Origin of the sequence: Micromonospora sp. WMMD882 (assembly GCF_027497255.1) — a bacterium.
Taxonomy (GTDB): domain Bacteria; phylum Actinomycetota; class Actinomycetes; order Mycobacteriales; family Micromonosporaceae; genus Micromonospora.
Map to the genome: position 1 here is coordinate 1,269,115 of NZ_CP114903.1, position 18,746 is coordinate 1,287,860.

At 73.1% G+C, this 18,746-nt stretch carries 12 protein-coding genes; 10 read left to right on the forward strand and 2 right to left on the reverse strand.

Annotated elements, in window-relative coordinates:
* Nucleotides 1-35: 35 nt before the first annotated feature.
* Nucleotides 36-1,427 (forward strand): carboxymuconolactone decarboxylase family protein, encoded by a 1,392-nt coding sequence (locus tag O7606_RS04645; RefSeq protein ID WP_281597781.1) that lies wholly within the window; start codon nt 36-38, stop codon nt 1,425-1,427.
* Here the strand turns inward: O7606_RS04645 and O7606_RS04650 are convergent.
* Nucleotides 1,384-2,415 (reverse strand): NAD-dependent epimerase/dehydratase family protein, encoded by a 1,032-nt coding sequence (locus O7606_RS04650; protein WP_281597783.1) that lies wholly within the window; start codon nt 2,413-2,415, stop codon nt 1,384-1,386. The two genes, O7606_RS04645 and O7606_RS04650, sit on opposite strands and share 44 nt — an antisense overlap.
* Before the next feature lie 304 nt (nt 2,416-2,719).
* On the opposite strand from O7606_RS04650, the gene O7606_RS04655 reads away from it, so the two are divergent.
* The 9 genes from O7606_RS04655 (at nt 2,720) to O7606_RS04695 (ending at nt 17,292) form a co-directional block, all read left to right on the forward strand.
* On the forward strand, nt 2,720-3,790 hold the full coding sequence (locus tag O7606_RS04655; RefSeq protein ID WP_281597784.1) for a carboxymuconolactone decarboxylase family protein: 1,071 nt from the start codon (nt 2,720-2,722) through the stop codon (nt 3,788-3,790).
* Between the two features lie 177 nt (nt 3,791-3,967).
* Complete coding sequence (locus tag O7606_RS04660; RefSeq protein ID WP_281597786.1) at nt 3,968-4,951, forward strand: DUF1702 family protein; 984 nt, start codon at nt 3,968-3,970, stop codon at nt 4,949-4,951.
* Nucleotides 4,952-5,159: 208 nt separating this feature from the next.
* Nucleotides 5,160-6,134: a DUF1702 family protein gene (locus O7606_RS04665; RefSeq protein ID WP_281597787.1), complete on the forward strand. Its 975-nt coding sequence runs from the start codon at nt 5,160-5,162 to the stop codon at nt 6,132-6,134.
* Nucleotides 6,135-6,137: 3 nt separating this feature from the next.
* Nucleotides 6,138-8,087 (forward strand): CRTAC1 family protein, encoded by a 1,950-nt coding sequence (locus tag O7606_RS04670; RefSeq protein ID WP_281597788.1) that lies wholly within the window; start codon nt 6,138-6,140, stop codon nt 8,085-8,087.
* A gap of 5 nt (nt 8,088-8,092) precedes the next feature.
* Nucleotides 8,093-9,127 (forward strand): enediyne biosynthesis protein, encoded by a 1,035-nt coding sequence (locus tag O7606_RS04675; protein ID WP_281597789.1) that lies wholly within the window; start codon nt 8,093-8,095, stop codon nt 9,125-9,127.
* The gene (locus tag O7606_RS04680) at nt 9,124-14,901 is read left to right on the forward strand and encodes a type I polyketide synthase (protein WP_281597790.1); all 5,778 of its coding nucleotides are present in this window, start codon (nt 9,124-9,126) and stop codon (nt 14,899-14,901) included. The genes O7606_RS04675 and O7606_RS04680 overlap by 4 nt, the downstream gene beginning before the upstream one ends.
* Nucleotides 14,902-14,904: 3 nt before the next feature.
* Nucleotides 14,905-15,345, forward strand: a complete 441-nt coding sequence (locus tag O7606_RS04685; protein WP_281597791.1) for an acyl-CoA thioesterase — start codon at nt 14,905-14,907, stop codon at nt 15,343-15,345.
* A 49-nt stretch (nt 15,346-15,394) separates the two neighbouring features.
* Nucleotides 15,395-15,931, forward strand: a complete 537-nt coding sequence (locus O7606_RS04690) for a flavin reductase family protein (protein WP_281597792.1) — start codon at nt 15,395-15,397, stop codon at nt 15,929-15,931.
* Complete coding sequence (locus tag O7606_RS04695) at nt 15,928-17,292, forward strand: cytochrome P450 (protein ID WP_281597793.1); 1,365 nt, start codon at nt 15,928-15,930, stop codon at nt 17,290-17,292. The genes O7606_RS04690 and O7606_RS04695 overlap by 4 nt, the downstream gene beginning before the upstream one ends.
* A 359-nt stretch (nt 17,293-17,651) precedes the next feature.
* On the opposite strand, the gene O7606_RS04700 is transcribed toward O7606_RS04695, so the two are convergent.
* Nucleotides 17,652-18,389, reverse strand: a complete 738-nt coding sequence (locus O7606_RS04700) for a helix-turn-helix transcriptional regulator (RefSeq protein ID WP_281599485.1) — start codon at nt 18,387-18,389, stop codon at nt 17,652-17,654.
* Between the last annotated feature and the right edge of the window lie 357 nt (nt 18,390-18,746).

An 18,746-nucleotide genomic window follows, 5' to 3' on the forward strand; every position in this document is an offset into this window, starting at 1 on the left:
TCGGTCCGCGTCGGCCCGACACGAGGGAGTGCAGCGTGCGATCCTGGTTGCTCAGAACGGCGGTGCGCCGGTCGCTGGTCGACGTCCGCCACGTCACCCCGGTGCGCCCGGGCGCGGCCCGGGGGCCGCTGGCCGACCTCTACCGGCAGGTCGAGCAGGAGTTCGGCGTGCTGGCCCCGCCGGTCGTCCTGCACTCGCCGGAGCCGACCGCGCTGGCCGCCTGCTGGGCCATGCTGCGGGAGTCGCTGGTGGCCGGCGGCCGGGTCGACCGGGCCGCCAAGGAGGCGGTCGCGGCGGCGGTCTCCCGGTCGAACACCTGCCCGTACTGCGTCGAGGTGCACGGCTCGGCGTTGCGCGCCCTGGCCGGCGCGGCGGAGGCGGCGGCGGTCACCGGAGGACGAGCGGACGAGGTGACCGACCCGGTGGTGCGCGACCTGACCCGCTGGGCCGGCCGGGCACACCTGCGGGACGCCGCCGACGACAGGCCGTTCCCGCCGGCGCACGCCCCGGAGATCGTCGGCGTGGTGGTCACCTTCCACTACATCAACCGCATGGTGAACGTCTTCCTCACCGACTCCCCGCTGCCGGCGTTCGCGCCGCCCACCGTCCGGGCCTGGTTGCTGAAGCTGCTGCGGGCCACGGTCCGGCGCACCGTCGCCCTGGTCCACCCGCCCGGCGCCGCCGCGCACCGGCTGCCGGCCGCCGCCCGCCCCGCCGACCTGGACTGGGCGCAGGGCGACGAACCCCTGGCGGACGCCTTCGCCAGGGCGTACGCCGCGATCGACCGGGCCGGGGCGCGGGCGCTCGACGCGCCGGTCCGGGCCGTGGTCGAGGCGGAACTGGACCGGTGGGACGGGCAGCCGACCGGGCTGAGCCGGTCCTGGACGCAGCCGCTGGTCGCCGTGCTGCCCGAGGCCGACCGCCCGGCGGCCCGGCTGGCGCTGCTCGCCGCGCTGGCGTCGTACCAGGTCGACGACACGCTGATCGCCGACGTCCGGGCCGGTGGACTCGACGACGCGGACCTGGTCGCGTTGGTCGCCTGGGCCAGCCTGGCCGCCGCCCGCCGGATCGGCGCCCGGGCCTGGCAGGACGCCCGGGCCGGGCACGGGGTCGAGGCCGGGCACGACGCCCGGGACGGCTACGACGCCCAAGAGGGGCACGACGCCCGGGGTCGGCACGGCGTGCGGGCCGGGCACGACGTGCACGCCGGACTCGGCGTCTACCCCGCCGCCGTCGACGCGCCGGCGGGGGCGCGGTGCCCGGTCGGTCCGGCGGCCGGGGCGGACGACCGCGCCGCCGCCCCGGCGGGGTCGGGGTGCCCGGTCGCCCCGCCGGCCCGGCCCGACGGGCGGACCGGGGTCGGCGGGCCGGACGGGCGGGCGGTCACGCCGGCGGACCGACCGCCCGTCCCGCCTGCCGCGGGCTGAGGTGCCCCGCCTCGACCAGCCAGCGCACGGTGTCCGCCACGGTCAGCTCGAACGGTCGGCCGGGCGCGCCGAGCAGCCGGTCGGTGGCGGCGGTGTCGACCCCACGGGCCACCCGGCAGGTGTAGATCGCGCCGTACTGGGCGGGCAGGTCCACCGGCAGCGCCCGCTGGGCCAGGTCGGCCAGTCGGCCGACGGGCAGCATCGAGACGGCCGGCAGGCGCACCGAGGGCAACCGTCGGCCGGTCACCCGGCGCACCGTGCGGACGTACTCGCCGGTGTCGACGAACCGGCCGGGCCCCAGAAACCGGCCGCCGCCCTGGCCGGGACGCAGCACGGCGACGTGCAGTCGGGCCACGTCGCGGACGTCGCCGACCGGGAACCCGCCGGTCGGCCAGATCGGCATCAGCCCGCGCAGCAGGTTGCGCAGCCGCGCCGACTGGTCGCCCAGGTGCGGGTCGTGCGGGCCGAGGGTGGCCACCGGGTAGGTGATCACCACCGGCGCGCCCTCGGCCTGGTGCCGGCGGGCCACCAGCTCCGCCTCGGCCTTGGTGGCCAGGTAGGTCTCCCGGGGTCGGCCGACCGGTGAGTCCGGGGTGACCGGATCGTGGTCGGCCGGCAGCAGCGCGCCGAAGGTCGAGACGTACCCGATCGGGTCGACGCCCGCCGCCCGCGCGGCGGCGAGCACCACCTCGGTGCCCCGGACGTTCACCGCCCGCATCCGGGCGTGCCGGCGCGGATCGAAGCTGTACACCGACGCGGCGTGCAGCGCCGCGGCGCACCCGCGCACCGCCGCGGCGACGGCCGCCGGGTCGGTGACGTCACCGACGACGACCTCCACGTCGTCCGGGTCGACGCCCAGCGGCGCGAGCGCCGGGCGTACCCGGGCGGGGTCGCGGACGAGCAGCCGCACCGGCCGGCCGTCGCGCCGCAACGCGGCCACCGTGTGCGATCCGACGAACCCGGTGCCACCGGTCACCAGAACGGTCATGCGCTCCGCCTCCTCCATGCCGTGTCCCTCGGTGATTATCGACGGGCGTCGGTGGCCGATCTTCTCCGCGAATGCCCCCTTCGGGGGTGCCCGACGCCACTGCCGCGCGGGCCGGCGACCGGCCGGGGAGGTGCGCAACCTCGAAGTTCGCCCCGGTCCGTGGCGGGGGGAATGCTGGCAGCAGTCACCCCGACGGCACCTCGACGGAGCGTGACGACGGGCTCCGGTCGGCGTCGCGCCGCCGGGCGTCCGGGCGTGACGCGTCCGCCCGGGACCGGGAACCACACCAACCAGGGAGGCGGACGTGCTCGCCAGCCGAGTCGTGTCGTCGGTCGTCCAGCGCCAGGTCAAGTACGTCACGCCGGTGCCACCGGCGGAGGCCGGCGGCGTCGTCGCCGCCGTCTACGCCCAGGCCGCCGAGGAGCAGCGGCTGGTCACGCCACCGTTGCTGCTGCACTCACCCGCCCCGGACACGCTCGCCGCGTACTGGATGCTGATGCGGGAGCCGCTGATGACCGGCGGCGTGGTCGACCGGATGGCCAAGGAGGCGGTCGCCGCCGCCGTGTCGGTGAGCACCATCTGCCCGTACTGCGTCGACATGCACAGCGCCGGCATGTACGCCGACGCCGACGCCGACGACGCGGAGGCGATCGTCGCCGACCGGGTGGAGAACGTCGCCGACCCCCGGATCCGCCGGCTGGCCACCTGGGCCCGCAACGCGCACCTGCCGGACACCGCCGTGGAGCTGCCGCTCACCGGGGCGGAACGCGCCGAGCTGGTGGGCGTGGTGGTGGGCTTCCACTACCTGACCCGGATGGTGAACGTCTTCCTCTCCAGCTTCCTGGTGCCGCCCCGGCTGACCCCGGCCGCCCGGCGGCGGGTCAAGCACGGCATCGGCCGGCTGCTCGGCCGCACGCTGCGCGAATCGTACGAGCCCGGTCGGTCGGTCTCCCTGCTGCCGGCCGCCGACCTGCCCGACGACGCGGCGTGGGCGGCCGGCAACGAGGCGGTCGCCGAGGCGGCGGCCCGGTCGTACGCGGCGCTGGGGGCGGCCGGCGGGCGGTCGCTGTCGCCGGTGGTGCGTGCGCTGGTGCTGGAGCGGCTGCGCGGCTGGCGGGGCGAGGAGACCGGGCTGAGCCGGCAGTGGTGCGAGGACCTGGTCGACGGGCTGCCGGAGCCGGACCGGGCGGCCGGCCGGCTGACCCTGCTGACCGCGCTGGCCTCGTACCAGGTGGACGAGGAGGTGGTGACCGAGTTCCGCCGTCACCACCCGGAGGACCGGGCACTGGTCGAGGCGGTGGCCTGGGCCAGCTTCGTCACGGCCCGGCAGATCGGCGCGTACCACCTGCCGCCCGGCGGCCCGGCCGACCACTGACCGGGCCCACCCGGGGTTCGGCCACGCCGAACGCGGTCCCGAACCGGGCGCGCCGGCCGCCTGTCGGGCCCACCCGGTCGACGGCCCGCCCGGCCGGGCCACCGGCCGCCCGAGCAGGCGGGCCAAGCCGGCCCGCGCCGTGCGGGTCGGTCCGTGCTACCACCATCGGAGGATCGCATGTCGACCGTACTGGGCTCGCTGCGCCGGCTCGTGCTGGCGCCGTCACTGGCGGAGGTCGGCTTCGCCCGCCGGGGCTTCCCGCAGCCGGACTCCGCCGCCGCCCGTCACCTGGAGGCCGTGCCCCAGTCGGTGGTCTGCGGCTTCGAGTGGGGCATCGACGCCCGCGACCAGTGGGAGCTGGAACGCCGGCTGGAGCTGGTCGACCCGGCCCTGCGCGGTTTCGCCTACGAGGGCGCCACGATGGCCTGCACGGTGCTGGACGCGATGCGCGGCGGCCGGGGCGCCCGCACCCGTGCGCTGCTGCTCGGGCCGGGTCGGCCGCACCTGTTCCTCGCCTACATCGGGATCGGCTTCGCCATGGCCCGGTTGCCCCGGCCGCTGTGGCGCACCGTGGTGCCCGACCTGCCCGGCATGCCGTACCACCCGACGATGACCTGGCTCGCCGTCGACGGCTACGGCTTCGACAAGGCGTACTTCGACACCCCCCGGTACGTGGACGCCCAGGAACGGCTCGCGCCGTACCCGTGGCAGGGCTTTACCGACTACTTCCACCGCGCGGTGGACCAGGGCGTCGGCCGGGCCCTGTGGTTCATCCACGGCGCCCGGGTCGCCGACGTGGACGCCGCGGTGCGCCGGTTCGCCAGCGAACGGCACGCGGACCTGTGGAGCGGGGTGGGGCTGGCCGCCGTCTTCGCCGGCGGCTGCGACGCGGCGGACCTGGCCGGTCTGCCTGTGATGGCCGGTGAGCACCGGGGCGACCTGGCCCAGGGCGCGGTGTTCGCGGCCAAGGCGCGCGCGTTCAGCGGCCTGGTGCCCGCGCACACCGCGACGGCCGTCGACGCCCTGCTCGGCATGAGCGTGGACGCCGCCGCCACGCTCGCCGACGACGTCGCGGTCGACCTGCGCTCCGCCGAGGGCGTGCCGCCGTACGAGGCGTGGCGGCAACGGATCCGCGGGCACTGCCTGGCCCGCCAACACTGAAAGATCGGGGCGACGCTCACGGATTAATGTGTGTGGAGGAGCCCGCTGTTTGTGCGTCGACCTGATCTGCCGCCGATCAGGTCGACGCTTTGTGTGAAACCTAATCCGGCCGCCTTCGCACGCGGGAAGAAGACTTTGCCCCGGCCGGCTGACAGTATTTGTCAAGGCAGCGCGGGCTGTTGTTCGTCTTTCCTTCCCTGGAGGCGCTTTGTCTGATCTTTGGCGTGCGCTCAGGCGCCGCATCATCACGCCGGACGTCTCCGAGACGAGCCTTGAGGTGCGGGGATTCCACCCCAAGAACGAGGCGTCCAAGGAGATCCTGGAAAACGTCGGAAAATCGTTCCTCGCCGGTTACGCAATTGCTGCGGAAGCAAAAGACCAGAGCGTCGCCGGGCGCCGTATCGACGAGCTGCCGCCGCGATTTCGTGGGTTCGCCTTCGAGGGCGCGGCAATGGCCTACGCGGTCATCGACGGCCTGTCGCCGTGGCGGCGGGACAACAGCCCCCGTTTCCTGATCGGTCCCGGTGACCCGCACGTCTACATGGCGTACGTGGGGATCGGCTGGGCGATGGCCCGGGTGCCCCGGTTCCGGTGGTCCCGGCTCACCCTGCCCGACCCGTTGCTGCGTTGGCTCGCGCTGGACGGCTACGGGTTCCACCAGGCGTACTTCCGGACCGACCGGTACGTGTACGGCCGGTACCGCGACCCGTCGTTCACCTGGCACGGCGGCGGCCCGCAGTCCTACGTGCCGCGGGCCGTCGACCAGGGCATCGGACGGGCGATGTGGTTCGTGTACGGCACCGACCCGGTCCGGGTGGCCGACGCGATCGACGGCTTCGAGCCGGAGCGCCACCAGGACCTGTACAGCGGCGCGGGTCTGGCGGCCACCTACGCCGGTGGCGTCGACGAGGAGGAGCTGCGGACCTTCTGGAACCGCGCCGGCGAGCACCAGCCGTTCGTCGCGCAGGCCAGCGCGTTCGCCGCCGAGGCCCGGATCCGGGCCGGTCTGCTCGTGCCGCACACCGAGCTGGCCACCCGGGTGTTCTGCGGAATGCCGGCCGTGGCGGCGGCCAGCCTGACCGTTCAGCGCCGTCCGGAGGGACCGGACGGCGACCAGCTACCGGCCTACGAGCTCTGGCGACAGCAGGTCGCCCAGGAGTTCGCGGCCATCGGGAGGAAGTAGCACATGGCAGTGACAATTGGCTGGCTGCGTCGGCACCTGGCTGGAGTCGTCGCTCTCGCCCTCGTCGTGAGCATGTTCTTCGTGTCCCGCCTGCCGAGCGCGTCGGCGGCGGAGCGGGAGGACATGGCGGGCGGCTACGCCTTCAGCCCGATGGCCATCGCGTTGCCCGGCGGCGCCCCGCAGCAGACCATCCGTAAGGTCAACCAGCGGTACCGCAACATCGACGCCTGGATCTCGTCGGTGGGCGCCGGCGTCGCCATGAACGACCTCGACGGCGACGGGCTCGCCAACGACCTCTGCATCACCGACCCGCGCACCGACCGGGTGCTGGTCACCCCGACCCCGGGGGCCGCGCAGGACCGGTACGCGCCGTTCGCGCTCGACCCGGCCCCGCTGCCGATGAACGACGTGATGGCCCCGATGGGCTGCGCGCCGGTCGACGCCAACGAGGACGGCCGGATGGACCTGCTGGTCTACCTCTGGGGTCGGACCCCGATCATCTACCTGGCCCGGGCCGGCGCCACCACGTTGTCGACGGACGCGTACCGGCCGTACGAGCTGGTGCCCGGGGACGCCAGCACGTACACCGAGCCGCAGTGGAACACCAACGCCGTGGCCATCGACGACTTCGACGGTGACGGCCACGTGGACATCTTCATCGCCAACTACTTCCCGCACGGGCCGGTGCTCGACGACTCGGTCAACGGCGGGGTGGAGATGAACCACTCGATGTCACAGGCGTTCAACGGCGGCGAGGACTACTTCTTCCGGTGGACCGGCGCGACCGCCGGCGCCGAGCCGACCGTCGCCTTCCAGAAGGTGGACAACGTGCTGCCCCGGGACGTCTCCAAGGGCTGGGCGCTCGCCGCGGGCGCCAACGACCTCGACGGGGACATGCTGCCCGAGCTGTACGTGGGCCACGACTTCGGTCCGGACCGGTTGCTGCACAACACCTCCACGCCGGGGAAGATCTCGTTCGAGGTGGTGTCGAGCGCCCGGGGTCGGGCCTGGACGCCGAAGTCGAAGCGGGTCGGTGAGGACTCCTTCAAGGGCATGGGCGTCGACTTCGGCGACCTGGACCGCGACGGCCTCTACGACATGTACGTCAGCAACATCACCACCAGCTTCGGCATCGAGGAGAGCCACTTCACGTTCGTCAACGACGGTAAGAACCACGAGGACGTGCGCCGTCAGTTCGCCGACGGCAAGGCGCCCTTCACCGACAAGAGCGCGCCGCTCGGGCTGGCCTGGTCCGGCTGGGGCTGGGACGTCAAGATGGCCGACTACAACAACAGCGGCGAGCTGGTGGTGACCCAGGCGACCGGCTTCGTCAAGGGCGACGTCAACCGCTGGCCGCAGTTGCAGGAGCTGGCCACCTCCAACGACGACCTGCTGCGCAACCCGCTGTGGTGGCCGCACCTGACCGCCGGCGACGACATCGGCGGCAGCCAGCGGCTGCACTTCTTCGCCAAGGGCGACGACGGCCGGTACGTCGACCTCGCCGGTGAGCTGGGCATCGACATTCCGGTGCCGACCCGCGGCATCGCCACCGGCGACGCCGACGGCGACGGCCGACTGGACTTCGCCGTGGCCCGCCAGTGGGACGAGACCGTCTTCTACCACAACGACAGCCCGTCGCCGGGCGCGTTCGTCGGCCTCAAGCTGACCCACGCCCCGATCGACGGCGCGACGGTCGGCTCGCCCGCCGTCGGCGCGCAGGTCCGGGTGACCACCTCGGACGGCCGCAAGTTCGTCGGCCGGGTCGACGGCGGCGGCGGGCACTCCGGCAAGCGCAGCAACGAGGTCCACATCGGTCTCGGCGCGGACGTCACCGGCCCGGTCGAGGTCTGGATCTGCTGGCGCGACCGGACCGGACAGACGCGTGAGCAGACCCTCCAGTTGTCCCCGGGCTGGCACTCGCTCCAGCTCGACTCGCAGGCTCAGGAAAGGTGACCGACATGGCTGCGACCTCGATCGCCCCGCCGCGTCACAACCCCAAGGTCATCAAGGCGTTGCGGAACTTCGCGATCTCCATCTCGGTCTTCAACATCGCCGGGTATCTCGTCCTCGGCTTCGAGCAGCCCTGGCTGTGGCCGTTCGTGGCGCTGGCCACCGGGTACACCGTCGAGATCGTGCTGGAGATCATCGGCGCCCGGGCCGAGGGCCGTCCACCGCGCTTCCTCGGTAACGGCTTCCGGGGGCTGGTGGAGTTCCTCTACCCGGCGCACATCACCAGCCTCGCCATGAACATGCTGATCTACGTCAACGACCAGATCCTGGTGCTGATCTTCGGCGTCTGTGTCGCCGTCGGCGGCAAGTGGCTGTTCCAGGCCCCGCTCAAGGGCCGGATGCGGCACTACATGAACCCGTCGAACTTCGGCATCGCGGCGATCCTGGTGCTCTACCCGTGGGCCAGCATCGCGCCGCCGTACCACTTCACCGAGCACCTCACCGGCCCGCTGGACTGGGCGCTGCCGGCGCTGATCATCGTCGGCGGCACCCTGATCAACGGCAAGCTGACCGGCCGGATGTGGCTCATCCTGGGCTGGGTGCTCACCTTCGCCCTGCAGGCGGTGATCCGGGGCGTCATCCTCGACCTGTCCATCCCCGGCGCGCTGGCCATGATGACCGGAACGGCGTTCGTGCTGTTCACCAACTACATGGTGACCGACCCGGGCACCTCACCGTCGCGGCCCGGCGCGCAGTTCGCCTTCGGCTCCGGCGTGGCGCTCGTCTACGGGCTGCTGACCGGGTTCGGCATCGCGTACGGGATCTTCTTCGCGACCGCGATCGTCTGCCTCGTCCGGGGCGGCTTCCTGTGGTCGCTGCACTTCGTGGACAAGGCGCGCCGGGAACGGGAGGCGGCCGAGTCGGCCGCCGCCGAACACTCGGCCGCCGAGCGGGAGACCGCCGACCCGACGCCGGTGGCCGGAGCCCCCGCGCCGTCGGTCAACGGCACGGTCACAGGTGGCAAGGAGGCGGTGCCGGCATGAGCAGGATCGCGATGGTGGGGATGGCGTGCCGGTACCCGGACGCCGTCTCCCCCCGGGAACTGTGGGAGAACGCGCTGGCCGGACGGCGGGCCTTCCGCCGCCTGCCGGACGTGCGGATGCGACTGGAGGACTACTGGGACGCCGACCCGGCCACCCCGGACCGGTTCTACGCCCGCAACGCCGCGGTCATCGAGGGCTACGAGTTCGACCGGATCGCCTACAAGGTCGCCGGGAGCACGTACCGCTCCACCGACCTGACCCACTGGCTGGCCCTGGACGTGGCCGCCGCCGCGCTCGCCGACGCCGGTTTCCCGATGGCCGAGGGGCTGCCCCGGGACCGCACGTGCGTCATCGTCGGCAACAGCCTGACCGGTGAGTTCTCCCGCGCCAACCAGATGCGGCTGCGCTGGCCGTACGTGCGGCGCATGGTGGCCGCCGCGCTCAAGGAACAGGACTGGAACGACGACCAGCTCAGCTCGTTCCTGGCCGACTTCGAGACCCGGTACAAGACGCCGTTCCCGGCCATCGACGAGGACACCCTCGCCGGCGGCCTGTCGAACACCATCGCCGGGCGGATCTGCAACCACTTCGACCTCAAGGGCGGCGGGTACACCGTCGACGGGGCCTGCTCCTCGTCGCTGCTGTCGGTCGCGACCGCCTGCAAGTCGCTGATGGACGGCGACGTCGACGTGGCCGTCGCCGGCGGGGTGGACCTGTCCATCGACCCGTTCGAGATCGTCGGCTTCGCCAAGACCGGCGCGCTGGCCCGCGCCGAGATGCGCGTCTACGACCGCAACGCCAACGGGTTCTGGCCCGGCGAGGGCTGCGGCATGATCGTGCTGATGCGCGAGCGGGACGCGCTGGAGGCCGGCCACCGGATCTACGCCACCATCGCCGGCTGGGGCATCTCCTCCGACGGCAAGGGCGGCATCACCCGGCCGGAGGTCAACGGCTACCGGCTGGCGCTGCGCCGGGCGTACGAGCGGGCCGGTTTCGGCATCGAGACGGTAGGCCTGTTCGAGGGCCACGGCACCGGCACCCCGGTGGGTGACGCCACCGAGCTGACGGCGCTGTCGCAGGCCCGGCAGGACGCCGACCGGGCGGCGCCGCCGGCCGCGATCGGCTCCATCAAGGGCATGATCGGTCACACCAAGGCGGCGGCCGGGGTGGCCGGCCTGATCAAGGCGGCGATGGCCGTGCACCACGAGGTGCTGCCCCCGGCGCTCGGCTGCGTCGACCCGCACGAGCTGCTCACCGCCGCCGACGCGCCGCTGCGGGTGCTGCCGAAGGCCGAGGAGTGGCCCTCCGACGTGCCGGTCCGCGCGGGCATCACCGCGATGGGCTTCGGCGGCATCAACACCCACGTCGTGCTGGAGAAGCGCAAGCCCCGCCGCCGCGCCTCGCTGGACAGCCGGACCCGGTCGTTGGCCTCCTCGAAGCAGGACGTGGAGCTGCTGCTGTTCGACGCCCTGTCGGCGACGGACCTGCGCGACCGGGTCCAGCGGCTGATCGACTTCGTGCCGTCCGTCGCGTACGCGCAGCTCGCCGACCTGGCCGCCACGTTGCACGGCGAGCTGCGCGACCTGCCCTACCGGGCGGCGGTCGTGGTGTCCTCGCCGGAGGACGCCGAACGGCAGCTCCAGCGGGTGGCCGACGCGTTGGACGCGGGGGAGACCCGGCTGTTCTCCGCCGACGGGCGCTGCTTCCTCAACCATGTCAGCGGTCCGGGCCGGGTCGGGTTCCTCTTTCCCGGCCAGGGCTCCGGGCGGGGCACCAGCGGCGGGGCGCTGCGCCGCCGGTTCGCCGAGGTCGACGAGGTCTACCAGCGGGCGGCGCTGCCGGCCACCGGCGACATGGTCGCCACCCACGTCGCCCAGCCGCGCATCGTCACCGGCTCGGTCGCCGGGCTGGCCGCGCTGAGCAACCTCGGCATCGAGGCCACCGTGGCGGTCGGCCACAGCCTCGGCGAGCTGTCGGCGCTGCACTGGGCCGGCGCCATCGACCGGGACACCCTGCTGCGGGTGGCCGGGGTGCGCGGCGCCACGATGGCCGAGCACAGCGCCTCGGGCACCATGGCCAGCATCGCCGCGTCCGCCGAGACGGTCGACGGGATGATCAGGGGCACGTCGCTGGTCGTCGCCGGATACAACGGGCCGAACCAGACCGTCGTCGCCGGCCCGGTGGACGCGGTGGAGGAGTTCTGCGTCACCGCCCGCGACGCCGGGCTGGGCGCGACCCCGATCGCCGTGTCGCACGCCTTCCACTCGCCGCTGGTCGCCCCGGCCGCGGCGGCGTTCGGCGCGCGGCTGACCGAGGAGACCTTCGGCCAGGTCGGTCGGCCGGTGGTGTCCACGGTCACCGGAGAGGTGCTGCCCGCCGACACCGACCTGCCCGCGCTGCTGCACCGGCAGATCACCGACGCGGTGCTGTTCGCGCAGGCCGTGGCGGTCGCCGCCAAGGACATCGACCTGTTCGTCGAGGTCGGGCCGGGTCGGGTGCTCAGCGGGTTGGCCAGCGCGATGAGCGAGGTGCCGGCTGTCGCCCTGGACACCGACGACGAGTCGCTGGCCGGGCTGCTGCGGGTGGTCGCGGCGGCGTACGCGGTGGGCGTGTCGGACGTGCACACCGGCCTGTTCCACGGCCGGCTGGTGCGGCCGTTGCAGGTCGGCTCGCAGTTCGCGTTCTTCGCCAGCCCCTGCGAGCAGGCGCCGGACGTCGACGTCCGGGAGGCGGTCCGACCGGCGGTCGCGGCCGGCGCGTCGGCGTCGCCGTCCGTGGCGGAGGGCGCGAGCACCCTGGAGATGCTGCGGACGCTGGCCGCCGAGCGCGCCGAGCTGCCGCTGGAGATGGTCCGCGACGACAGCCGGCTCCTCGACGACCTGCACCTGAGCTCCATCACGGTCGGGCAGGTGGTGAACCAGGCCGCGTCGCGCAAGGGCATCCCGGCGTCGAGCACGCCCACCAACTTCGCCACCGCGACCGTCCGGGAGCTGGCCCAGGCACTGGACGAGCTGGCGTCGACCGCCCGGCCGGGCGACACCGCGACGACCAGCGTGGTGACCGGCGCGGCGGCGTGGGCGCGGGCCTTCTCCGTCGACCTGGACGCGGAGCCCTCGCCGACCCGGTCGGCCGGCGAGAGCAACGGGCGCTGGCAGGTCTACGCCCCCGACGAGCACCCGGTCGCCGGCCGGCTACGGCAGCGGCTGGAGCAGAGCGGGGTCGGTGACGGCGTGCTGGTCTGCCTGCCGGCGGACTGCCAGGAGGAGCACCTGGAGCTGGCGCTGCTCGGGGCCCGGGCGGCGTTGGGCGCCGGCGGGCGCACCCGGTTCGTGCTGTTCCAGCCGGGTCGGGGCGCGGCCGGGCTGGCCAAGACCCTGCGGCTGGAGTCGCCGGGCACCCGGGTCACCGTCGTGCACGCCCCGGTGGACGCCGAGGCGGTCGACCGGGTGGTGGCCGAGGTCGCCGCGACGACCGAGTTCGTCGAGGCGTACTACGACGCCGACGGGACGCGACGGGTGCCCACCCTGCGGCCGATGTCGGTCCGGGCCGCCCGCACCGACCAGCCGCTGGGCGCCGAGGACGTGCTGCTGGTCACCGGTGGCGGCAAGGGCATCACCGCCGAGTGCGCGCTGGCCGTGGCCGAGGAGACCGGGGTACGGCTGGCCGTCCTCGGTCGGTCCGACCCGGCCGACGACGAGGAGTTGGCGGGCAACCTGCGGCGGATGGCCGACAGCGGCGTGGCGGTGCACTACGCCCGCGCCGACGTCACCGACGCCGAGCAGGTGCGCCGGGCGGTGCAGGAGGTCACCGCGGCGCTCGGCCCGGTCACCGCGGTCCTGCACGGGGCCGGTCGCAACGAGCCGACCGCGCTCGGCGGGCTGGACATGGCCGCCTTCCGGCGGACCTTCGCGCCGAAGATCGGCGGCCTGCGGGCGGTGCTGGCCGCGGTCGACCCCGACCGGCTGAAGCTGCTGGTGACCTTCGGCAGCATCATCGGCCGGGCCGGTCTGCGCGGCGAGGCGCACTACGCCACCGCCAACGACTGGATGGCCGACCTGACCGCCGAGTTCGGTCGGGAGCACCCGGGTTGCCGCAGCCTCTGCCTGGAGTGGTCGGTCTGGTCCGGCGTGGGCATGGGGGAGCGGCTGTCGGTGGTGGAGAGCCTGGCCCGCGAGGGCGTCACCCCGGTCACCCTCGACCAGGGCGTCGCGCTGATGCGCCGGCTGGTCACCGACCCGGACGCGCCGTCGGTGATCGTGATCAGCGGCCGTACCCAGGGCATCGACACCGTCCGGTACGACGTGCCGGAGCTGCCGTTGCTGCGGTTCGTGGACAAGCCGCTGGTGCGGTACCACGGTGTGGAGCTGGTCGCCGAGACCCGGCTGGCCGCCGGCACCGACCTCTACCTCGACGACCACCTGCTCGACGGCAACCTGCTCTTCCCCGCCGTGTTCGGCATGGAGGCGATGACCCAGGTGGCCGTGGCGCTGACCGGTCGGACCACGGTGCCCTGGATCGAGCAGGCCGAGTTCCTGCGCCCGATCGTGGTGCCGCCGGGCGGGGAGACCACCATCCGGATCGCCGGCGTGGTGACCGACGACGACACCGTCGACCTGGTCATCTTCAGCGCGGAGACCGGGTTCGCCGCCGAGCACTTCCGGGCCCGGCTGCGGTTCACCGACGAGCCGACCCCGGTCGGCCCGCCGGACCAGATCGCCGACGGTCTGCCGCCGGTGCCGATGGAGCCGCACCGCGACCTGTACGGCGACGTGCTGTTCCAGGGGGGCCGCTTCCAGCGGCTGCGCCGCTACCACCGCTCCGCCGCGCGGCACGTCGACGTGGCCGTGGCCGCCGTCGAGGCCGACGACTGGTTCGCCGGTTACCTGCCGGGTGAGCTGCTGCTCGGCGACCCCGGCATGCGCGACGCCCTGATGCACGGCAACCAGGTCTGCGTCCCGGACGCGACCCTGCTGCCGCAGGGCATCGAGCGGGTGTACCCCGGCGGAGACCGGCTCGCCGCCGCGGGTGAGCTGCGGTACTGCGCCACCGAACGCAGCCGGGACGGCGACACGTACGTGTACGACATCGCCGTCCGGGACGCCGCCGGCGAGGTCGTCGAGCGGTGGGAGGGTCTGCGGTTGCGGGCCGTCCGGAAGAAGGGCGGCGCCGGCCCGTGGGTACCGACGCTGCTCGGTTCGTACCTGGAGCGGTCCCTCAACGACCTGGTCGGCGCGGACGTGGCGGTCGTGGTGGAGCCGCACGGCCCGGACGAGCCGGCGGGTGTCGCGCAGCGGCGCGCGGTCACCGCGGTGGCCGCCGGCCGGGCGCTCGGCGGACCGGTCGAGGTGCGGTACCGGCCGGACGGCGGGCCGCAGGTCGACGGGGACCGGGCGATCTCCGCCGCGCACGGCGCGGGGGTCACCCTCTGCGTCGCCGCGTCCGGCCCGCTGGGGTGCGACGTCGAGGCGGTGGCGGCCCGGTCGGCGACCGACTGGCAGCAGCTCCTCGGCGCCCACCACCCGCTCGCCACCCTGGTCGAGCGGGAGTACGGGGAGGACGCGGACAGCGCGGCGACCCGGGTGTGGACGGCCATCGAGTCGTTGCAGAAGTCGGGGCTGACCACGGGCGCTCCGCTCGCGTTGCTCCCGGGCGACCGGGACGGCTGGGTGGTGTTCGCCTCCGGCGCGCTGCGGATCGCCACCCTGCGCACCACGCTGCGCGGCGGCGGCGCGCCGGTGGTGTTCGCGGTGCTGACCAGTCGGACGGAGGGCTGAGTCGTGGCTGACTACTACGAGTACCTGCACACGGTGGGCTTCGAGGAGACCAACCTCGTCGGCAACGTCTACTACGTCAACTACCTGCGCTGGCAGGGGCGTTGCCGGGAGATGTTCCTCAAGACCCAGGCCCCGGAGGTGCTGGCCGACCTGCAGGACGACCTGAAGCTGTTCACGCTCAAGGTGGACTGCGAGTTCTTCGCCGAGATCACCGCGTTCGACGAGCTGTCGATCCGGATGCGGCTGGTGGACCTGGCGCAGACCCAGATCGAGTTCAGCTTCGACTACGTCCGGCTGGATCCCGGCGGGGGCGAGACGGTGGTGGCCCGGGGACGGCAGCGGGTGGCCTGCATGCGCGGGCCGAACACCCGTACGGTGCCGTCCCGGGTGCCCGAGGCGCTCATCCGCGCGCTGCGGCCGTACACGTCGACGGTGAAGGTGTAGCGGCGATGACTCCGGCGTGCGTGACCCCGGAGCGCAGGGGAGGACCAAGGTGAACGGCGACCAGCAACCGATCGGGGACGTTACCGATCCCCAGCAGCTCCGCCGGATCTTCGGCGCCTTCGCCACGGGCGTGACCGTGGTGACCGTGGGCGGCGCGGAGCCGCACGGGATGACGGCCAACTCGTTCACCACGGTGTCCCTGGACCCGCCGCTGGTGCTGATCTCGGTGGACCGGCGGGCCATCATGCACGCCGCCCTGGAGTCCACCAGCCACTTCGGGGTGTCCGTCCTGGCCGCCGACCAGGAACTCGTCGCACGCCACTTCGCCAACCGCTGGCGGGGGCTCGGCCGGGCCCAGTTCGACGCCGTCGACTGGGTGCCCGGCCGGGCCACCGGCGCGCCGCTCATCCAGGGCGCGCTGGCCCGCTTCGAGTGTGAGCTGTGGCGGTCGTACGACGGCGGCGACCACACCCTGTTTCTCGGTCTGCTGCTCACCGCCGAGCAGCAGAACGACGACGAGCCGGTGCTGTTCCTGCGGGGACGGTTCCGGCAGGTCGACCCGGAGCGAAGCGAGGTCCGCACATGACCCTGACCGAGGCGCGTCGGGTGCCACCCGGTCCGACCGGCCCGGCCCTGGCGAAGACGCTCTGGATGTTCGGCGCGGACCGGCTGGGACTGATGTCGTCGGCCGCCCGGCGGTACGGCGACGCGGTGCGACTGGCCCCGCCGCCGAAACCGTTCTACTTCTTCAACCACCCCGACCACGCCAAACACGTGCTGGCGGACAACAGTCAGAACTACCACAAGGGCATCGGGCAGGTGCACGCCCGGCGGGCGCTCGGCGACGGCCTGCTGACCAGCGAGGGTGAGCTGTGGCGTCGGCAGCGCCGGACGATGCAGCCGGTGTTCCAGGCCCGGCGCATCGCCGGCCAGGCCGCCGCCGTCGCCGAGGAGGCGGCCGGGTTCGTCGACCGGCTGCGGCGTACGCCACCCGGTCAGCCGGTGGACGTGGTGCACGAGTTGACCGCGCTCACCCTGGGCGTGCTGGGCCGGACCCTGCTCGACGCCGACCTGGGCGAGTTCCAGTCCATCGGCGGCTCGTTCGAGGCGATGCAGGACCAGGCGATGTTCGAGCTGGCCACGATGAGCGCGGTGCCCATGTGGGTGCCGTTGCCGAAGCAGTTGCGGTTCCGGCGGGCCCGCCGCGACCTGCAGCGCATCGTCGACCACCTGGTGGCCGACCGGGTGGCCCGGGACGGGGCGGGGACCGGGCGCGACGACGCCCTGTCCCGCCTCATCCTGTCCACCCGGGAGGATCCCGACCCGGGGCACGGCCGGCAGCGGATGCGCGACGAGCTGGTCACCCTGCTGCTGGCCGGGCACGAGACCACGGCCAGCACGCTGGGCTGGGCGTTGTACCTGGTCGACAGGCATCCCGAGGTGGCCGAGCGGCTGCACGCGGAGGCGGTCGAGGTGCTCGGCGACCGGCTCCCGACGTACGAGGACCTGCCCCGGCTCCGGTACACGAACATGGTCATCGAGGAGACCATGCGGTTGTACCCGCCGGTGTGGATGCTGTCCCGCAAGGCGCAGGGCGCGGACCGGGTCGGCGGGTACGACGTGCCGGCCGGCGCCGACGTGCTGATCTGCTCGTACACCCTGCACCGGCATCCGGCGTTCTGGTCGGATCCGGAGCGGTTCGACCCGGAGCGGTTCGACCCGGCCACCCCGAACGAGCGGCCCCGGTACGCCTACCTGCCGTTCGGGGCCGGGCCCCGGTTCTGCGTCGGCAACCACCTCGGGCTGCTCGAGGCGACCTTCGTGCTCGCCCTGATCGCCCGGGACCTGCGGCTGAGCCTCACGCCGGGGCACCGGGTGGTGCCCGAGCCGATGCTGTCGCTGCGGGTGCGCGGCGGCCTGCCGATGCGGGTCGAGGCGGCTCGCTGACGCTGCTGCTGACGGTCCGCCCGACGCGTGACGGCGTCGGGCGGACCGTCCGGCCGTGCCGTGCCCGGGTCGGTCGTCCGTCTGCGGCCCGGGCCGTCGTCCGGGGTCGGCGCGTCCTGTCCCATCCTTTGAACGCTGCGGGGACCGAGTCGGCACAGCGTGCGTAAACACGATTAACGGTTGGGTCCGGCGCATCCGACAATCCGTCGTCCCCGCCGGGTCGAACCGGGGGGCACGACGTCGCCGGCCCGGTCCACCGCGCATGGTGGACCGGGCCGGCGACATGGTGACCCGCGGTCACCGTCGGCCGGCGCTCCCGCCGACCGACGACGACCCCACGGGCACGCCTGTCAGGTCGGCTAGCGGCGACCGGCCGCCATCGACTGCTGCTCCCGCTCCCGTTCCAACGCCGACCGCCGGACGTCGAGCAGGGCCAACAGGACCGGCGGGTCGACAATTCGCATCGGCTTCAGCGGAAGTTCGACGTCCAGCACGCTGTCCCGTTGCATGAGCAGCGGGCCGTAACTGCTCACGAACGTCATATCGCCGTTCGGGTTGTCCTCCGATTCCGCCGCCACGGAGTGCGCCAGGAGATGCCAGACGCCGCTGGGGACCGGATCCAGCACGAATTCACCGGCGCCGTCGAGAATGCAGCACTGCACCGGACGTCCCTCCGGTATCCGCTGCGGGAATACGCCGATGAAAATTCGCCCCATCGGGTGGCCTGATTCGGCGGCGACCTTTCCGCGGATCGCGCCGGTGGGCCGACTGAGCACCGAGTCGCTGTCCTCCACCGGGACGAACGGGGTGAAACCGCCCAGTCGGCGGTAGGTCGTCGGGGACAGGCCGACGCTCCTGGTGAAGCGGGAGCTGAAGGTCCCGACGCTGGCGTAGCCGACCCGCAGGCTGACGTCCGCGACGCTCAGCGAGGTCGACGTCAGAAGCTTCTTCGCGTGTTGCAGTCGGAGGGCCGAGAGGAAACGGCCCGGGGAAATTCCGGTGACCCGCTGAAAGATGCGGGAAAAATGAAACTTGCTGAACAGGGCCGCCCGGGCCATGTCGTCTACCGTCAATTGTTCAGACAGGTTTCCCTGCATGAAGTTGATTACCCGTTCAGCGGCTTTCTCGCTCGCGTCCACGAAGGCCTCCCCCTTGCAGAAACGATCCAACAATCAGTCGACGTGGCTGTGGCTCCGTCCAGGGGCCGCCCCTTCCGCCTGCTCGGCGACGTCGCCCCGGGGGGTACGCGCCACCTGCCGGCCAGTGTTCGAAGGAGGTTGTAAATTGAGACCTATAGCGTTGCCTCAATGTCGATACGATGCTAGCCCAGGTCAGACTCGATGTGCAATATCCAATGACGCCCATGGTTACCCAATGTAGTTGCCGGTGAGTGTCAGACGATGCTAACCGACCTCTTCCGCAGGTGTCCCTAATCGATTAGCCAGTCCTGCTAT